This is a genomic window from Segatella copri (assembly GCF_019249765.2).
In the GTDB taxonomy this organism is placed as follows: Bacteria; Bacteroidota; Bacteroidia; order Bacteroidales; family Bacteroidaceae; genus Prevotella; species Prevotella copri_K.
Window position 1 is genome coordinate 2568452 of record NZ_CP152484.1, and the last position, 19162, is coordinate 2587613.

General features: G+C 43.6%; 14 protein-coding genes. 8 read left to right on the forward strand and 6 right to left on the reverse strand.

The features are described 5' to 3' along the window. Nucleotides 1-92: 92 nt before the first annotated feature. From KUA46_RS11195 to KUA46_RS11205, 3 genes are all read right to left on the reverse strand, one after another. A complete protein-coding gene (locus tag KUA46_RS11195; RefSeq protein WP_218487338.1) occupies nucleotides 93-278 on the reverse strand; it encodes a hypothetical protein in 186 nt (61 codons plus the stop codon). Nucleotides 279-346: 68 nt separating this feature from the next. Further along, nucleotides 347-3475: a glycoside hydrolase family 2 TIM barrel-domain containing protein gene (locus KUA46_RS11200; protein WP_218487339.1), complete on the reverse strand. Its 3129-nt coding sequence runs from the start codon at nucleotides 3473-3475 to the stop codon at nucleotides 347-349. A gap of 46 nt (nucleotides 3476-3521) precedes the next feature. Further along, complete coding sequence (locus KUA46_RS11205) at nucleotides 3522-5696, reverse strand: TonB-dependent receptor (protein WP_256625058.1); 2175 nt, start codon at nucleotides 5694-5696, stop codon at nucleotides 3522-3524. A gap of 1261 nt (nucleotides 5697-6957) precedes the next feature. Here KUA46_RS11205 and crcB point away from each other — a divergent pair. The 8 genes from crcB to KUA46_RS11245 all read left to right on the forward strand — a co-directional run bounded on the left by crcB (nucleotide 6958) and on the right by KUA46_RS11245 (nucleotide 15208). Then, on the forward strand, nucleotides 6958-7338 hold the full coding sequence (gene crcB / locus KUA46_RS11210; protein WP_218487341.1) for a fluoride efflux transporter CrcB: 381 nt from the start codon (nucleotides 6958-6960) through the stop codon (nucleotides 7336-7338). Between the two features lie 223 nt (nucleotides 7339-7561). Further along, a complete protein-coding gene (locus KUA46_RS11215) occupies nucleotides 7562-8170 on the forward strand; it encodes a DUF6621 family protein (protein ID WP_022120293.1) in 609 nt (202 codons plus the stop codon). A 38-nt stretch (nucleotides 8171-8208) separates the two neighbouring features. Continuing rightward, nucleotides 8209-9450, forward strand: a complete 1242-nt coding sequence (locus KUA46_RS11220) for a saccharopine dehydrogenase family protein (RefSeq protein WP_006848470.1) — start codon at nucleotides 8209-8211, stop codon at nucleotides 9448-9450. Between the two features lie 21 nt (nucleotides 9451-9471). Beyond that, on the forward strand, nucleotides 9472-10503 hold the full coding sequence (recA, locus tag KUA46_RS11225; protein ID WP_117693342.1) for a recombinase RecA: 1032 nt from the start codon (nucleotides 9472-9474) through the stop codon (nucleotides 10501-10503). Nucleotides 10504-10835: 332 nt separating this feature from the next. Further along, nucleotides 10836-12740, forward strand: a complete 1905-nt coding sequence (gene dnaK, locus KUA46_RS11230; RefSeq protein ID WP_117586402.1) for a molecular chaperone DnaK — start codon at nucleotides 10836-10838, stop codon at nucleotides 12738-12740. A gap of 197 nt (nucleotides 12741-12937) precedes the next feature. Then, the gene (locus KUA46_RS11235; protein WP_218487342.1) at nucleotides 12938-13792 is read left to right on the forward strand and encodes an HAD family hydrolase; all 855 of its coding nucleotides are present in this window, start codon (nucleotides 12938-12940) and stop codon (nucleotides 13790-13792) included. A 163-nt stretch (nucleotides 13793-13955) separates the two neighbouring features. After that, on the forward strand, nucleotides 13956-14330 hold the full coding sequence (locus tag KUA46_RS11240; protein ID WP_218487343.1) for a hypothetical protein: 375 nt from the start codon (nucleotides 13956-13958) through the stop codon (nucleotides 14328-14330). A gap of 131 nt (nucleotides 14331-14461) precedes the next feature. After that, on the forward strand, nucleotides 14462-15208 hold the full coding sequence (locus KUA46_RS11245; protein WP_153087653.1) for a peptidylprolyl isomerase: 747 nt from the start codon (nucleotides 14462-14464) through the stop codon (nucleotides 15206-15208). Nucleotides 15209-15415: 207 nt separating this feature from the next. Here the strand turns inward: KUA46_RS11245 and KUA46_RS11250 are convergent, their stop codons facing one another. The 3 genes from KUA46_RS11250 to KUA46_RS11260 form a co-directional block, all read right to left on the reverse strand. Further along, nucleotides 15416-16312, reverse strand: coding sequence for a DMT family transporter (locus KUA46_RS11250; protein WP_218487344.1), 897 nt, complete (start codon nucleotides 16310-16312; stop codon nucleotides 15416-15418). 193 nt (nucleotides 16313-16505) lie between these two features. Further along, on the reverse strand, nucleotides 16506-17657 hold the full coding sequence (locus KUA46_RS11255) for a family 16 glycosylhydrolase (RefSeq protein WP_218487345.1): 1152 nt from the start codon (nucleotides 17655-17657) through the stop codon (nucleotides 16506-16508). 93 nt (nucleotides 17658-17750) lie between these two features. Beyond that, nucleotides 17751-19151, reverse strand: a complete 1401-nt coding sequence (locus KUA46_RS11260) for a hypothetical protein (protein ID WP_218487346.1) — start codon at nucleotides 19149-19151, stop codon at nucleotides 17751-17753. Nucleotides 19152-19162: the final 11 nt, after the last annotated feature.

Below are 19162 nucleotides of genomic sequence, written 5' to 3' on the forward strand. Positions count from 1 at the left end.
CGTTTTACAAAGCCATTTCCTGTATAATAACAAAATGTCCGCAAAACCAAATTCTTGGAATTGCGGACAAAAATGAATAGTTTTATATAATGTTAGAAAGCTGCAACATTATTAATACATGGTGTACCCTTGACATCATCGAATACAATGCGAAGACCATTGGTCTTTACCTTGTCAAATCGTAGGATACGCTTGTAACCGATTGTGGTTGTCTCTTCCTTTTGACTGAGCTTTACCCAGTTCTTGCCCTCAAGATAATATACAGTGAATGCTTTCACACGCAGTCCTAAAAGTATATACTCCTGGAGCAAAAGTCGAGATATTTCTCAGAGTGAGAACTATTTGGTTATCTTACAGGACGAATCACGAATTTGAATGCATAGTCCTGATAAGGAAGCATATATTTCTCGATAGGTAATGAGCCCCATGTATCGATACATCCCAATCCCATCTGTCTCTGACTAATGTGTACAGAGGTAAAGTCTCGTGGTACAAGGTCTCCAGAATGTTCTTGGTTCTTTACCGGTCCGCGGTAAAGATCTGAAGTCAGATAGTTCAGGCTTGAACACTCCATTGGCTCATTGGAGAAAAACTCCAGACCTTTATTGTCTTTTGTCAGAACCTTCCAATATCTTACCTGTGTCTTGTTGCCAGACTCCTGTGGACGGACGTATGGATAATACTGATCCTTTACCAACTGGGTATAAATGCCCAATCTGTCAGAATTGTTACGGTCTGCATAATTCTCGTTAGGACCCTTTCCGTAGAATTCAACTCTATCAAACTCCTTAGGCATCTGCAATTCCATTCCATAGCGTAGAAGATTTGGCTTGTTCTCCGCATCAGGATTTACCTTCAGATCTTGTTCAACAGTCAGTTCTCCATTATTATTCAATGTATAAGTAAGAGTCAGTGTAGACTCTGTTTCTTTGAGATACAACTCGGCAACAACAGAACCATTCTCCTTACGGGTAAAATTCTTCAGTTCCATACTTGGCTTATTCCATGCTGCACTTAATGTAGTCATATGTGAACCAAAATCGTTGTCTGTGCATGCTCTCCAGAAGTCTGGAGTCAAATCAAATCCTCTTACAAGCATAGGTGTTTTGTCAACATCCAAATAAGAAACAAGTCCTGTTGCCTTACTGATGGTAACATCCACACCATTGGCAGAAAGAACGAGATACTTGGCATGATCTACAGCCTTGACTTTGGCTGTTTCAGAGGAATTCAATACAGGGAACTTATAGCCGCTAATCACAAACTGCTGGTGGGCGATTTCTTCATCCTTACTTAGAAGAAGTGAATCACTGTTCAATTTGTACGAAAGAGTCAGTGTCTTTTCCTTTCCTCTGTACTTCTTGTCTGCAACTATCTTTGTATATCCAGGAATTGCAATGGTCTTGCTTGTCTGAGGAAGAATATTGTATTTGCCAAGGTTGATTAAACCGTTTGCCATACTTTTTCCCTCTACCTCTATTGAATATACGAGATTTACGTTATTCAACGGAACAAAGAAGTTCTCGTTGAATACAGAGACTTTACCCTTGACCTTGTTCTCAAGTTTGCTCCAGATGTTCTGATGGAAGTATTTCACTTCGTAAGCATGAGGATTTGGTCTTCTGTCCGGACTAACCAAGCCATTGTTGTTGAAGTTCCCGTCAGACATAGGGAAACGACCATAATCACCGCCATAGGCATAGATCTGATTACCAGTTATCTTGCTCTTGTCGCGCAGACCCTGATCAACAAAATCCCAGATAAAACCACCCTGATACTGAGGATACTGACGGACCAAATCCCAATACTGCTTGAATCCACCCATAGAATTACCCATGGCATGGGCATACTCCTGCTGAAGAAGAGGTTTGTCACAATAGTTCTTTTCCAGATATGCTCTACAACTGTCGTAATCAGCATACATAGGACAGAAAATGTCAGTCTTGCCAGCCTTCAGACCAGCCAACTCGTATGACTCAACAGGACGGGTTTCATCATGCTTGCCTGTTGAACATGCCATTTCATATTGTACTGGACGAGAACTATCATATGCCTTTACCCAATCGTAGGCATCCTCAAAGTTCTTACCATAACCTGCTTCGTTACCAAGACTCCACATAATGATACAAGGATGGTTTTTGAGAACCTTCACATTGTGCATGTTACGCTCAATGTGTGTCTTGTTGAACAACTCATTTTTAGCCAGAGTCTCTTTAGCAAATCCCATTCCGTGGCTTTCCAGATTTGCCTCAGCCATGACATAAATACCATATTCATCACACAAATCATACCAGCGTGGGTCATTTGGATAGTGGCTGGTGCGTATAGCATTGATGTTTAATTGCTTGGCAACCTTTATGTCACGAATCATGTTCTCAACACTGACAACATATCCTCCATCAGGATCTATCTCATGACGGTTCACACCCTTGATAAGAACAGGCTGTCCATTTACCAAGAGCTGTTTTCCCTTGATCTCGATCTTTCTAAAACCGACATTTTGGCGAATGACTTCCAATACTTTATCTCCATCCATCAGTGTCGCTCTGAGTGTGTACAAATTCGGTGTTTCTGCTGTCCATTTGGCTACATTCTGAATGGTTGACTCTACTGTTGAACTGCCACCCTGTAACTGCTGCTTTCTTTCAAAAACCGTATTGCCAGTTTTCTTGTCTATCAATTCTACCAGAACATTCTTTCCATCACATGATTCTGTAGAAAAATGAATGGCAAAGATACCGTCTTTATAATTATCGGACAAGGAAGAGGTTATGTTCAAGTCCTTAATATGTGACTTCGGCTGAGCATAGATATAGTTCTCTCTGGCAATACCGCGAAGTCTCCAATAGTCCTGATCCTCAAAATAAGAGCCATCGCACCATCTCATCAGCTGCATGGCTATCAGATTCTCTTTTCCTGGTTCTACATATTTAGTGATGTCAAATTCCGCAGCAACCTTATTGTCTTCAGCATAGCCAACAAACTTTCCATTTACATATAGGTTGATATTGCTGGAAAATTCGCCGATGTGCAGTATTATATTGTCACCATTCCAATTCTCAGGAATTACAATCTTACGTCGGTAAGATCCGACGTAGTTGCCAAGATCCTGCACATAAGGAGGATTTGATTCCCATTCATTTTCCCACTCATATCTATAGTTGGTATAGACTGGCACGCTATAGCCATTCAACTCCCAACATCCAGGAATTGGCATCTTACCCCAATTAGAATCATCAAGATTGAGAGAATAGAAATCTAAAGGACGCTCATTGGCATTCTGCACCCAATTGAATTTCCAAATTCCTTCAATAGACAAGAATCTCTTTGAAAGCGTCTTGTCATTTCTGTCAGACAGTTTCTTATTCTCATAGCCGAAGAAATCAGAAACAGGCTCGTTACGATTGATGTTGTTCACCAAAGGGTCATTCCATGGTTCTGTCTTCTGGGCATATACATTACCTGACAAAGCCATAAAAAGTACTATAAAATTGCATAATTTATTCATAATCAATAGGTATTTATAGTTTTATACTTGCTCCAAACTCAACAGTGAAAGGACGAAGATAGCGTCCGGACATTACGTAGCCATTGAATCGCTTGGCTTCTTCCGGACCAATAAGCTCTGAGCCGGATATTGTACCGCTGGCACCTTTTTGGTTCAGGAAGTTGACTACACCAAGGTTGAATGATAACTTGTTGGTAGCATTCCATTTCACACCTGCGAAAGTTTCCCAATGGCCGTTAAACCAAAGGGCATTTGAAAGGTTAGCATACGTTTTTCCAAAATATCTGAAACTGCCCCATACAGTCATCTTATCCTTGTAAAAGGTATAACTTGGGTCAAGCTCAATCAGTATCTGTGGTATTTCCTTGACAATGTTACCAGTGGCATTTAAGTCTGCGGTCTCACCATCATCAAACTTTACTGTCACAGAATAGTCCTTGTATGTTGGCTTCTGATAGGTAAAGAGGGCATGAAGATGCGCACCCTTGAAAGGATCAAGTTCCACATTGGTTGTCCATCCAACAGTCTGAATGCTATAATTTAATGATGTTGTCTTTGAAATACTAGTGCCAGGTTTGGTTATATCCTGCTGGTCTGTATTGTTCGTCTTCTGAATCCAGGTAATCATTGATGTAACATCAATCCACTTATTGCGATAGTATATACCGCCACGGAGCAATGGAATGCGGAGACGCAGGTCCTGTGGTCCCATATTGGCATAATCTGTCATGCGAGGAGAGCGTTCCATTTGAGTGAAGTCAGCGGTGAGTCCCATACCTTTATAAAAGGACCATGTAGCCGAAACAGTAAATGCATAATTGAGCTTATTCTTTGTTCTGTGCTGTGGTGTAATGGTTACACCGTCTGCATTGGTTGCACCGACATACATGTCTGCAAATCGTGCATAAGGCAACTGGTCTACTGACATACGACACCACTCTAGGCGTGCGCCATAGAAGAAACGAAGGCTTTCAATAGGACGCCATTCGTCTGTGAAATATCCTGCTAACTTATTCTCATTACCGTTAGCATAGTCTGTAGAAATCTCATTGAACCCATAATAAGTTATTCTTGCAGTCGGGTCTGAAACCGTGGAATGTGATAAAAACTCTGGATACTCCTTTACACTGGCATCCCATTGTGTTGACGCAGACCAGTAGTTTAAGTCAAAGTTCCACTCGTTGAGACCTATTTTAAGATTATGCTGGCCATAGTTTCTCATCACCTCAGAGGTGAGAAGGAAAGATTTTGCCTTTGCAGTATGAAACCAGATTCTTCGACCATCCATCATACCTGTATAAAGCTTTCCATTCTTGTCATAATACGTATTCGTATTACCCTCAACCCTTCCATCTTTGACATTCATGATGGAACTGCCGCCAAAGTCGGCATAGTTAGCATCAGCCCAGGTATATTTAGCCTTTGTATCCAAGTTCCATGCATTACCTAAATCCCATTTGAATAATACAGCAAATTCGTGAGATTTGTTCTTGTTCCAATCATTGATAGTAGTGTTTTTCACTTCACCTGTCTTCATATCACGGTACATGAAGTTCTGAGAAGCTGGAACGTATGAAGATGTACCCAATTTAAAGCCATCCAATTCTGTCACATTACCATCAGTGTGATAGATAAATGGTGCGAAACTGGTTACGGTACCCATACGCTGACTGTTTGAGAACTTGTAGAGAAAAGACAACTGACCTCTGTTTCCCCAATGCTTTGTCAAGGCACCCTTATAAATCTGGGTACGGTCATTATAGTTGGTAAACTTCAAGTCAAAGGTTCCTGGATCAAAGTTTTGATACATATTCAAGGCATAAGTCCAGCCTTTAGCCAGAGGTCCTGAAACGTTCAAATCAAACTGATGCATACCATAATGGTTGCCTTTGTAATTCAAAATACCCTTGAACGTATTACTGCCTAAGTCGCTGAAACTGTTTACTGAATAAGCGATGTTTCCTGTAGCTATGGCTGATTCCTGCGGGTTCATCAATCCTACTTCAGCCAAGCTTCCGTCACTTCTCCAATGAGCAGATAGAGGATGGATGTAAGAAGAATAAACGACAGGTAATCCGTTCTCGTACACATTTACATCTTCACTTGGAAGACCTATCTGAATGTAACGAGGTGCATTGGCATCGGATGCATTGAGCATCACATTGCGTTCTGCTTTCTTTTCTACCATTGTAGTGTCTGACTTCTCTTGAGCACTACAAATGCTTGGGATGACCACGCAACAAGATAAGAGTAAAAGTTCTCTTCTCATGACTTTAAAACATTAAAAACGCTAAATACATAATGGATTTATTTCAACCATACATGCAATTACGCTTTATGTCCGTTGCACCTATACGGACCAAATAAACTACTGAACACATACATAAGGGAAACGGCGTTGGTGCAGTACGAGCTACTCAGTCAAACAATCCTGAACTCCTAAAACATCCTATACAAGCCAGTAGTGGAATACACTTTGTTACCTCTAAGATAATTATGAAATTTTACTATACGTTATATCCTACTAATGGAACTATTCTGGTGTAGTTGATAATAAGTTTGCTATTTTATAATCTATTGGGCGGTCTATAACTGCCTTGTATATTCCTGATCCTGGTTTGATATTATTTTGATATTATATAGAACTCAAGTGTGTGTATAACCAAGTGCGCTTGTAAACGCCATTTCCAATATGCTTGTCCTTCCCGTCTTTCTCACTCGGCATTCGTCAATCAAGGTAAGGCGTGAAAACGATTGCAAAGTTAAGACTTAAATCTTAACCCCCCCCAAAAAAAATAACAAATATTATCAAATTTTAACGATAACAACCGAAGCGTTTATCAGATTTCAATATATTCTTACTTTTTGGCACGGATCTTTAATCTGTAACCCTTTAGAAGTAACATCTGTTTTTACGTTATTTGTTGCTTCTTTGTTTTCTTCTTTGCTCTTTTTCTCAACCTGCGACGCAAGTTCAAGCTGTATTTTTCGGTCCAATGCAGCCAGTTCCGCTTTCAGACTTTTCAGTTCTTCTTCTCTTTTTACTACCTTATCATCGAAAAAATATATGATTTAACATTCGTTATCATCGAAAAAGTGTGTAATTTACTTGTTTTTATCATCGAAAAAGTGTATCTTTGCAACAGAAATATTTAAATTTCAGTTAGTTATGAAAAGGAAGATATACAAAAGGATATGTAGACCAAGAATGGATGGAAAACATCCCTATCATAGCCATTGGCACATATTTTGAGAAATGATATGTAAAGGATTATGCGGCTTTTCTGTCCGAGAGGAACAAACTTAAGATTGTTCTATCAGTTAGCACGGACTGAAAAGCCGTTCGAAAGAATTGCAGAACATACTCAAAGAGAATAGCGGCAAGGCTGATAGTATATACAAGGAAATATCATACAAGTTATTATATATTATACATTATAAATAAGGAGATGAAAGAAGTATTGATAGTAAGCATTGGCAGCTTCTTCGGGGGCGGCATGAGATATTGGGTATCGAAGATGGTGCAATCCTGCACGGTGATTGCCTTTCCTTTCGGAACGATGGCGGTGAATGTGGCGGGATGCCTCATCATCGGGTTCCTCTCGGGATTGAACTGGCGGGAAGGGGGATGGATGTCGCCATCTGCCAAACTGCTGCTCACCATGGGATTCTGCGGAGGATTCACTACCTTCTCTACCTTTATGAACGAGGGAGCAGGACTGATGAAAGAAGAGAATTACCTCTATATGATGCTCTATCTCTTCGGAAGTCTGGCGCTGGGACTTATCGCCGTTCTCGCCGGACATTATCTGGCGAAAATGATTGCATGAGAAGAAGTAGGAGAATAGAAGGAAAAGGCCCAGATTGCCGAAGAATATACTGAAGATAGTATTCCATCAAATGAAGAAATGATGAAAATACTATCTTTTTTATTATTTTATATTTCCAAAATGCCTTAATTACGAAATTTATTCGTAAATTTGCAGAAATAATCTGCATTCGACAATTTGAAAGCAAGCTTTCATCATGCTCGTTTGCTTAATTTTTGCACCAATGAATACATTAGATACAAACAATATTAAATGGAGCGAGAATGTAATTATCGCTGACGCCGACTATATCGACCGAGTGGCTTTCGACCTGATAGTCAACTTCGAACGAATGATTAACCGTCGCATCCAACCAGCCGATATGGCACAATGGGCAGTCTGCATTGCCCTTGACGGAGGTCTGAGAGAGGGCGAGCACGAGACACAGGTTGTGCTTATCCACGACAAGCAGTCGATGGCGATGAAGAACTTCCGCCCTGCCAACTATGAGAAGGATCTGAACGCTCAGGCTTTCAAGGATGATAAGCTCGGAGAATTCATCATCTCTTCATATCCTACAGAGGAGAAGATGGTAGGCAAGGATGACTTTCTCGTAGATGTGGCACGCACCGTATGCAACGCCAAGGAGGTGAAGCGAGTGATGGTAATCCCAAATTCTGAGGATGGAGATGCTTACGACCGACTCCGCGAGATACTCCGCAAGGTAGATGACGACGACAAGCGCATCACCCTCTTTGCCATGCAGCCCATGCCAGGCGGCAACTTCAGACAGGAGATTCTCGGTTATTCGCTCATGAATGCCCTGGGGATTTCGGCAGATGAAATAAAATAAACATTAAAATAATAAACATAAAAAAAATAAGATTATAAATGAGTAGAGTACTTATGATTGGCGCAGGTGGCGTGGCTACCGTGGCTGCCTTCAAGATCGTCCAGAACCAGGACGTTTTCACCGAGTTTATGATTGCTAGCCGTCGCAAGGAAAAATGCGACAAGCTGGTTAAGGATATCCACGCCAAGGGCTACAAGATGGATATTCAGACAGCTGAGGTGGATGCCGATGACGTTGAGCAGTTGAAGGCTCTCTTCAATAGCTATAAGCCTGAACTTGTCATCAACCTCGCTTTGCCTTATCAGGATCTTACTATCATGGATGCCTGTCTGGCTTGCGGTTGCAACTACATGGATACCGCTAACTATGAGCCTAAGGACGAGGCTCACTTCGAATATTCATGGCAGTGGGCATACAAGGATAAGTTTGAGCAGGCAGGTCTCTGCGCTATCCTCGGTTGTGGTTTCGACCCAGGTGTATCAGGCATCTTTACCGCTTATGCAGCCAAGCATCACTTCGATGAGATTGAGGTGCTCGACATCGTGGATTGCAACGCCGGAAACCATCACAAGGCTTTCGCAACCAACTTCAACCCAGAAATCAATATCCGCGAGATTACCCAGAAGGGACTCTGGTATAAGGATGGCGAATGGATTGAAACCGACCCTCTCTCTATCCACAAGCCTCTCACCTACCCTAACATCGGCCCTCGCGAGAGCTATCTGATGCACCACGAGGAGTTGGAGAGCCTGGTGAAGAACTACCCTACCATCAAGGAGGCACGTTTCTGGATGACCTTCGGTCAGCAGTATCTCACCTACCTCGACTGCATCCAGAACCTCGGAATGAGCCGCATCGACGAAATCGAGTACGAGGCTCCATTGGCAGACGGTTCAGGCAAGACAGCCAAGGTGAAGATTGTTCCTCTGCAGTTCCTCAAGGCTGTATTGCCTAACCCACAGGATCTCGGCGAGAACTATGATGGCGAAACATCTATCGGTTGCCGCATCCGCGGTAAGAAGGATGGCAAGGAGCGCACCTACTACGTATATAACAACTGCAAGCACCAGGAGGCTTACAACGAAACCGGTATGCAGGGCGTAAGCTACACCACCGGTGTGCCAGCCATGATTGGTGCCATGATGTTCCTCAAGGGTATCTGGAAGAAGCCAGGCGTTTGGAACGTAGAGGAGTTCGACCCAGATCCATTCATGGAGCAGTTGAACAAGCAGGGATTGCCATGGCACGAGGTGTTTGATGGCGATTTGGAAATCGACTAAACTTTAAATTAAAATAAGAATATGGCAAAAGAAATGCAAGAGGGAAAATTGAATCCCAATGAAGGCAAACTGAAAGCTCTTCAGGCAGCCATGGCTAAGATAGAAAAGGACTTCGGTAAGGGCTCTATCATGAAACTCGGCGATGAGCACGTTGAGAACATCGAAGTTATCCCTACAGGCAGTATCGCTCTCGACAATGCACTGGGCGTAGGCGGTTATCCTAAGGGACGTATCATCGAAATTTACGGTCCGGAATCTTCTGGTAAGACAACATTGGCTATCCATGCCATCGCAGAGGCTCAGAAGGCTGGCGGTATCGCTGCTTTCATTGATGCAGAGCACGCTTTCGACCGTTTCTATGCGGCTAAATTGGGCGTTGATGTTGATAACTTGTGGATTTCACAACCAGATAATGGTGAGCAGGCGTTGCAGATTGCAGACCAACTGATCAGTTCTGCTGCTGTAGACATCGTAGTTGTTGACTCTGTAGCCGCCTTGACTCCTAAGAAGGAAATCGAAGGCGATATGGGTGACAATGTGGTAGGTCTTCAGGCTCGATTGATGAGTCAGGCTCTCCGCAAGCTCACTTCTACCATCAGCAAGACCAACACTACCTGCATCTTCATCAACCAGTTGCGCGAGAAGATTGGTGTTATGTTCGGTAACCCAGAGACAACCACCGGTGGTAATGCATTGAAGTTCTACGCATCAGTGCGTTTGGATATCCGCAAGGCAACAGCCATCAAGGATGGCGATGAGGTAGTAGGTAATCTGGTTCGCGTGAAGGTTGTGAAGAACAAGGTGGCTCCTCCTTTCCGCAAGGCAGAGTTCGACATCATGTTTGGCGAAGGTATCAGCCGTGCCGGCGAGGTATTCGGCCTGGCTGTAGCCAACAATATCATCGAAAAGAGCGGCAGCTGGTATAGCTATGGCGGTTCTAAACTCGGACAGGGTGCCGATGCCTGCAAGGCATTGCTCAAGGATAACCCTGAACTTCTCGATGAACTGGAAGCTAAGGTTCGCGAAGCACTTGCTGCTAAGGAACAGAAATAAAGCCAGATAAGGTTTCACACCTTATTATATATAGGAGCTTTATTTGAAAAGAAAGATTTCTCAATCATATTACAGGAATCAAGATAGGGAGAATGCGACATTTTATCGCCTCCCATATCTTGATTCCTTTTATTTTGTCAGCATTATCTGACACCTTGTCAGCCACTTTAAATTTTACAATCCCTTGGCACATGCTTTGTTATGACGGAAAGCGTGAACGCTGAATATAGAGGTTCCCGACAGATGCATATCTTCGGCAGACTTCCAATAGCCAGCAAGTTCATGAGATAAATAACATATTAATAACGATAAAAATAAAAAAAGATATAATTATGGGAAAAGTAATTGGAATTGACTTGGGTACCACAAACAGTTGTGTTGCCGTTTTCGAAGGTAGCGAACCAGTTGTAATCGCTAACAGTGAAGGTAAGCGTACTACTCCATCAGTAGTAGGTTTCGTTAAGGATGGTGACCGCAAGGTAGGTGATCCTGCTAAGCGTCAGGCCATCACAAACCCTAAGAACACAGTATATTCTATCAAGCGTTTCATGGGTGAGACATACGCTCAGAGCCAGAAAGAGGCTGAGGCAATGCCTTACACAGTAGTAAACGAGGGTGGTTATCCACGTGTTGAAATCGAGGGTCGTAAATATACTCCACAGGAGATTTCTGCAATGGTTCTCCAGAAGATGAAGAAGACTGCAGAGGATTATCTCGGACAGGAGGTTACAGATGCTGTCATCACAGTTCCTGCTTACTTCTCTGACTCACAGCGTCAGGCTACTAAGGAGGCTGGTCAGATTGCAGGTTTGAACGTTCAGCGTATCGTAAATGAGCCTACAGCCGCAGCTTTGGCTTACGGTGTTGACAAGGCTAACAAGGATATGAAGATTGCCGTATTCGACCTGGGTGGTGGTACATTCGATATCTCTATCCTGGAGTTCGGTGGTGGCGTATTCGAGGTACTTTCTACCAATGGTGATACTCACCTGGGTGGTGATGACTTCGACCAGGTAATCATCAACTGGTTGGCTGATGGCTTCAAGGCTGAAGAAGGCGTAGATCTCCGCAAGGACCCTATGGCTATGCAGCGTTTGAAGGAGGCTGCTGAGAAGGCTAAGATTGAGTTGTCAAGCTCTACATCTACCGAAATCAACTTGCCATACATCACAGCCGTTGACGGTATGCCAAAGCACTTGGTTAAGACTTTGACCCGTGCACAGTTCGAGCAGTTGGCTCACAACCTGATTCAGGCTTGCTTGGTACCTTGCCAGAATGCTGTTCGTGACGCTAAGCTCTCTACATCAGATATCGACGAGGTTATCCTGGTTGGTGGTTCAAGCCGTATCCCAGCCGTTCAGACACTCGTTAAGAACTACTTCGGCAAGGAGCCTTCTAAGGGTGTTAACCCAGATGAGGTTGTTGCAGTAGGTGCAGCTATCCAGGGTGCCATCCTGAACAAGGAAGAGGGTGTTGGTGACATCGTATTGCTCGACGTTACTCCATTGACTCTCGGTATCGAGACTATGGGTGGTGTGATGACTAAGCTCATCGATGCCAATACAACTATCCCTTGCAAGAAGAGCGAGGTATTCTCTACAGCAGCTGATAACCAGACAGAGGTTACCATCCACGTATTGCAGGGTGAGCGTCCAATGGCAGCTCAGAACAAGAGTATCGGCCAGTTCAACCTGACAGGTATCGCTCCAGCTCGCCGTGGTGTTCCTCAGATTGAGGTTACCTTCGATATCGATGCCAACGGTATCTTGAACGTATCAGCTAAGGATAAGGCTACCGGTAAGGAGCAGAGCATCCGCATCGAGGCTTCATCTGGCTTGAGCGAGGACGAGATTAACCGCATGAAGGCTGAGGCAGAGCAGAACGCTGCTGCTGATAAGGCTGAGCGCGAGAAGATTGACAAGATGAACCAGGCTGACAGCATGATCTTCACCACCGAGAACTTCCTGAAGGATAACGGTGATAAGATTCCAGCTGACAAGAAGCCAGGTATCGAGCAGGCTTTGCAGCAGTTGAAGGATGCTCACAAGGCTGGTGATGCTGCAGCTATCGATTCAGCTATCAACAACTTGAACACCGTCATGCAGGCTGCTTCTCAGCAGATGTATCAGGGCGGCCAGCAGGCAGGTCCTCAGGGTGCACAGGGCGGTCAGCAGGCACAGGGCGGCAATGATGGCGCTCAGGATGTACAAGACGCTGACTTCGAAGAAGTTAAGTAATACAGACTAATATTATAATAAAGGCGTACAATGCTCAGAAATGAGTTTTGTACGCCTTTTTTGTTTCATTATGTTTTTTATATCCCAATAGTTTGCTAATTCGCTGAAAATTATGTATATTTGCAAATTAAGGGAGAAAAACATCCCCGAAAGAGATAGACAGTTTAGGGTAAATATAAAAGAAAGGAGAACGAGATATGGCAAAGAAGAGACCACAGGTAGCGCTGGTTTATGATTTCGACGGCACACTGTCGCCTGGCAATATGCAGGAGTTTGGATTCATCCAGGCAACAGGCAAGACAAAAGACGAGTTCTGGGAGAAAAACAGAAAGTTTGCAGAGGGTAAGGATGCCAATGGCATTTTGACCTATATGTATCTGATGCTCGACGAAGCCAAGAAGAACAATATCTCGCTCACCCGGGAATCTTTTCAGAAATTCGGCAAGGATGTAGAACTGTTCCGCGGCGTAAAACAATGGTTTTCGCTCGTGAATGAATATGGCAACAGTATCGGACTGGACGTAAAGCACTACATCAACTCCTCGGGACTGAAGGAGATGATAGAGGGCACACCTATCGCCCACGAATTTGAGAACATCTACGCCTGCTCCTTTCTCTACAACAAGGAGGGAATCGCCTATTGGCCAGCCGTAGCCGTAGACTATACTACCAAGACGCAATTCCTCTTCAAAATCAACAAGGGTATCAAACAGGTGAGCGACAACAGAAGAGTGAACCAGTATATCCCCGACGAAAAGCGCCCTATCCCTTTTCCCCGAATGATATACTTCGGAGATGGAGAAACCGATGTGCCGTGCATGAAGATGGTAAAGGAACATGGCGGCCACTCGATTGCTGTATATGATAACGAGGATAAACAGAAGACTGCCTGCCAGCTTGTCAAGGAGGGACGGGTAAACTTCATGTGCTCTGCCAACTACAGCAAAGAAAGCGTGATGAATATCATCGTAAAGAGAATATTGGATAAAATCAAAGCCGACTTTGAATTCGACCGCCTGATAGAACTGAACCAGAAGAAGGCATGGAAGTGATTTAAAAGTAAAAAGGTAAAAAAGTAAAAAGGTAAAAGGGTAAAAGGGGCAAGAAAGTAAAGGGAGAAAGGGATTCTTTTGTGAATTCCTTGAAACTTTTCTTGGTTTTGTCGAGGATTATGCTTAATTTTGCACGCAAAAATAATAATATCAAATCATATTAATGGGAAGAAACAAATACTCAGCAGGAGAAATCAAGGAAATCGGCAAGTTGCTGCGACTCAAGAACGCAGGCAACCGTTTACAACAGAAAATGATACGCCACGACCTTCGTGTGGATTATGAATTTAATATTTCTGACTTCAATGAGCCTGGCAAGGCTTTCGGAGAAGAGGAGTTGCAGGCAGCCATCAAGCGTGGCGCCATTCAGATTCTCGACGATGCCACCATCGAAGCAATGAAGGCAAAACGTGCCCGAGATAAGGCTCGCGACGAGGCAGAGAGACAGAAAGAAGCCGTAGCCAGCGGTGAACAGACCGACTGGCAGGAGGCTATGAAGGAGTGGAATGAGTGTATTATAAATAATTTTGAATGTTGATTGTTAAATGTTGAATATTGAATTGCACAATGGGCTATGCTAGCCAAAAGCAAGATATAACTCAACATTCATCACTCAACATTCATCACTCAACATTCAACACTCAACATTCAACATTTAATTAAACGATTATGGCAAAAGTATTGATAAAGACATCAGAGGGCGACATCAAGGTACGCCTCTACGACGAGACCCCTCAGCATCGTGACAACTTCTTGAAGTTGGCAAAGGAGGGATATTTCGATGGCACTCTCTTCCATCGTGTCATCAAGGATTTTATGATTCAAGGCGGCGATCCAGACAGCAAAGGCGCTCCTAAAGGCAAGATGCTGGGCACAGGTGGTCCTGACTATACCATCCCTGCCGAGTTCGTTTATCCACAACTTTTCCACAAGCGTGGTGCCTTGAGCGCAGCCCGTTTGGGAGATGAGGTAAACCCTGAACGAGAGAGCAGCGGTAGCCAGTTCTATATTGTATGGGGAAAGACCTACAAGCAGAATGAACTGAAGCAGATGGAAAAGCAGATGGGCATGCAGATGGAGCAGAACATCTTCAACCAGCTTGCCAAAGAACATCATGATGAAATCATGAACTTCCGCCGCAACCGCGACCGTGAAGGCCTGATGAAACTCCAGGACGAACTGGTGGATGAAACCAAGAAACGCTGCAAGGAGCAGGGCTATCCTAAGTTTACCGAAGAGCAGCAGAAGGCTTATACAGAAATAGGCGGAACACCTTTCCTCGATAACCAATACACCGTTTTCGGTGAAGTGGAGGAAGGACTTGACATCGTAGAGAAGATTCAGAACTGCGAAACATTGCGTGGCGATCGCCCAAAAGAGGATGTTTCTATGCAGATTTCTGTCATCGAGGAATAAGAAATTTCCATAACGCTCCGCCGGACGGTAAATCCGGCGGAACGCCTAATAAAAACCTAAACAAATATTATATAAGTAATAACAACTATTCATTCGTATTACACAAAAAGACAAATCAATATGGAAAAATGAAAAGCAAAATGGTAAAGAGCATCATGATGCTCTTAGCATTGGCTAGTTCTAACTACAGCTATGCTTCGTCATTTTTTATTCCGCCTTCGTCATTCTATCCGCAATATACATACCTGCCAGAATGCAGCAGGCACCTGCCAGGAAGTAAGGAGTAATCTTTTCGTCTAATACCAGAGAGGCGAAAATCATAGTGGTGATAGGGTTGAAATAAACCCAGTTGGTAGCTTTCACGGCACCCAACTTAGAGATACACCAGTTCCAGGTAAGGAAACATATCATGGATGCCAAACAGCCCAGGAACAAGAGATTACCCACCACCTGAGGCTTCATAAACACATCCCATGACGGCCAACCAGGGATGATAAGATAATAAGGCAAGATAGTAAGCACACCATAGAAGAAGACCTTGCGGGTAATAAAAGCTGCGCCATAATCGCCCGATACCGATTTCATCAGGAGCGAATAGACAGCCCAGCTCATACATGCCGTAAAAGCCAAGGCATCACCTACAGGCGACAGATGCAGCACGAATCTGCCATTCAGCACCACGATAATCATACCTACAAAAGCAAGCAGAGAGCCCAGCAGCTGTATCATGTTGATACGCGAAGAATGGCGATAAGCCAAACGAACCAGCAAGGTAGCAAAGAGCGGACAGGAGCATACGATGAGCGAAGTATTGGTCGTTGTGGTATAATTCATCGCCTCGTTCTCGCTCAGGAAATAGAGTGAACCGCCCGTAATGCCCAGCATCGCCATTTTAAACTCATCTTTCCAGCTATCAGCAAACATCCGCTTATGATTCACCATCAGTATCAGGATGTATGCGATACTGAAACGGAGCGTAAAGATCTGTGCTGGCGAAAGTCCGTTCAGCATCAGCACCTTGGTAGATACAAAGGTGGTTCCCCAGATGGCTACGGTGATAAAAGCCACAAGATGATATAATAAATTGCTATTATTCTGTTTCATTCTATTTTTCTGATTTTTGAAATTCAACTGCAAAATTATAACTTTTATTCGAAATGAGCAAATTGTAAGCAAGAAAAGCAGAAAAAGACAATAAAAAGAGCGAAATTGGAACAAAAGAAAAAGGTCTTAGGAGTAAGTGCAGATACGACTTCTCCTAAGACCTTATTATTTATATAGTTAAAAAAATCAAGCCTTATTTTTTCTGGAATACTCTCACGTAATCCACTTCCATCTGAACAGGGAGGGCGCTTTCGTCAACATCCTTCATGCCGCCCCAATCACCGCCCCAAGCCAGGTTGAGGATAACATAGAATGGTTTATTGAAAGGCCATGAACCCACATCATTTTTACCATCATTGTTGAAATTGAGCAGTTCCTTACCATCCACATAGGTCTTGATATAATCAGGAGTCCACTCCAGGCGATAAACGTGGAAACCGTCTTCAGCACCCGCAGTCAGACGCTCCTTGGTAATCTGGGTTCCCTTCACGTGATTAAACTTCTCAGTATGGAGCGACGAAGAAGTATAGTTAGGATTAAAGCCTACCTCTTCCATAATATCAATCTCGCCACATTTAGGCCAAGGATTTGCTCCGAAATCATTGTTGCAAGGCATCATCCAGAAAGCAGGCCATGTGCCTTTACCTTTAGGCAATTTGATGCGAGCTTCGAAGATACCGTAAAGCCAGCCCTGGGTTTCGTGAGCATATACGCGACCCGAATAAATTTTGCCGTTGCTGCCCTTGAAACAGTTGATGTAAAGCCGGTTATCAGCAATTTCTGTTACGCGTTTGCCATCAGCAGAGCCATTCACATAATTCTGAAGTTCATTGTTCACCCAGCCCGACTTCTTCACCTCATGACGCCAGTCGGTACTATTCAACTCTGAGCCTTCATTAAACTCATCATTCCAGACCAGTTTGTACCCCTCAGGAATCACCATTTCGCCCCCTTCAATAGGAGTGACCTGTTTTCCAGCCTGATGCACTAGCACCGATACCTTCTTATCCTCTAATGAAATCTCGACACTTCCGTCAAGAGCTACAGACGATTTATTCTCTTCCACATCTACAGTTACCATACCCATAGCTTTGTTATTACCGCTGGCACTCACTTTAAACCAAGGGTATACATTTGCCGTAGGACCTTCTCCAGGGAAGGATGCTCTCGCCTCCCAGCCTCCTTCAGAAGCCACAATCATGATTTTATAAGTACCGCCCTTAGCAGGAACATCTATTCTCGTAGGAGAGCAGGATATCGTCACCTCTCCATCGCCGCCAGAAGAGCTGCTGCAAGAAAGCAGCATAAGCGAGAGTAGGAAGGAAAATATTTTCAAGAATTTCATGTCATTTAAAATTTAGAAAGGGAGCCACTCCTACTTACTTATTTATAGGAGCAGCTCCTGTATAATTCTATATAAACCTATAAAACCTAAAGCCTATTTCACAATCAAAACAATGTCGCTGATGGTTACCTCGGCATCCTTAGGAGCACCAGCAAGGTCGATGACGAGTTTCATCTTGCTCATATCCTGAGGACCGCCATCTGCTTCTTTCGTACTGTTTGGTTGGTTCTCATAACGGAAGACGTATTCGCCTTTAACATCAGTAGACTCCTGGAAGAAGAGGTTTCCATCATTAGCGTCATCACAAAGCTTCAATGTCATCATTGGCAATGGAGCAGAAGTGGTAACCTTGCAAGAGAAATCAATCTTGCTATCAGCTTTGGCAGATACTGGAATACCAAGCATTTTCCACTGTGCGTGCCATAGCACAGCAGGAGTTTCACAAGGCACGATAATGATGTGCTTGCTTCCCTCATGCTTGATAACAGGAGTTACATCAATCTGTGCCCAAGAAGCATCACCATACCAAGTTTCCTCAGTAAATGACTTGTTGGCATCAATATCCTTCCAAAGGTTACCCGCTGTATTGTAGTCGAATGGCACCTTCAATTCTACAGGAACCACAGTACCATCATCGTTGGCATGATCTTTCAGTACCAGGCTCTCTATCATGATTTCGTCATCAGCAGCATTACCACCAAAGTCGAATACAATCTTCAAATTATTGATGTCCTTGCCTTCGAGGTCTGAACCATAAATACACTTAGGCTCACCTGCTTCCAATTTTGTATTTGCATCCTTGGAATCGAAAAGGATGATATTGTCACCACCTTCTCCAGAATCACAAAGTTTCACTTTAACGGCATTATGTCCTTTGGCAGATGTCAAGATGACAGAGAAATCGTAGTGCTTATCAGCAGAAGTAGAGATACCTAAGTTGGTGAAAGGAACCTGAGCTTGCCAACGTTCGGTAGTTGCCTCAGGGAGCTTCAATGTATAGCATCCCTTGCTGTAGCTACAAACCGGGTCAGCAATTTGGCTCCATCCTGGAGCATAATAGCCAGCAGAAGGTTTTTCAGGGAAGGTAATTCTCTTGAAGAGATTAAACTCGCTGTCCTCTACGAAACCTGCGAAGCCATTCATCTTGGTTTTCTCCACCGTGAAATGCTTCTTGACGCTCTCCTTGCTAATACCATTACGGTTCTTCACAAAGCACTCCACATCGTAAGTACCCTTCTTGCGATAATACTTAGAGAGGTTGAAAGCAGAAGAATAGGCACCATCTATCACCCATACCGGGCTTACTCCCTCTGCACCACCAAAAGAAAAGTTGGCTGTGTTGGTCTCTTGGTCTACATCAATCTTGAAGTTGTCGGCAAAGTCGGCTACATTAGGCAACTCACCGTTAGCACCAGAGAACTCCTCTGCAGAACATGCGCTGAGCATCAATCCACCCAGAAGAGCATAAGCCATATTTCGAAATATCTTTTTCATATTGCTGAAAT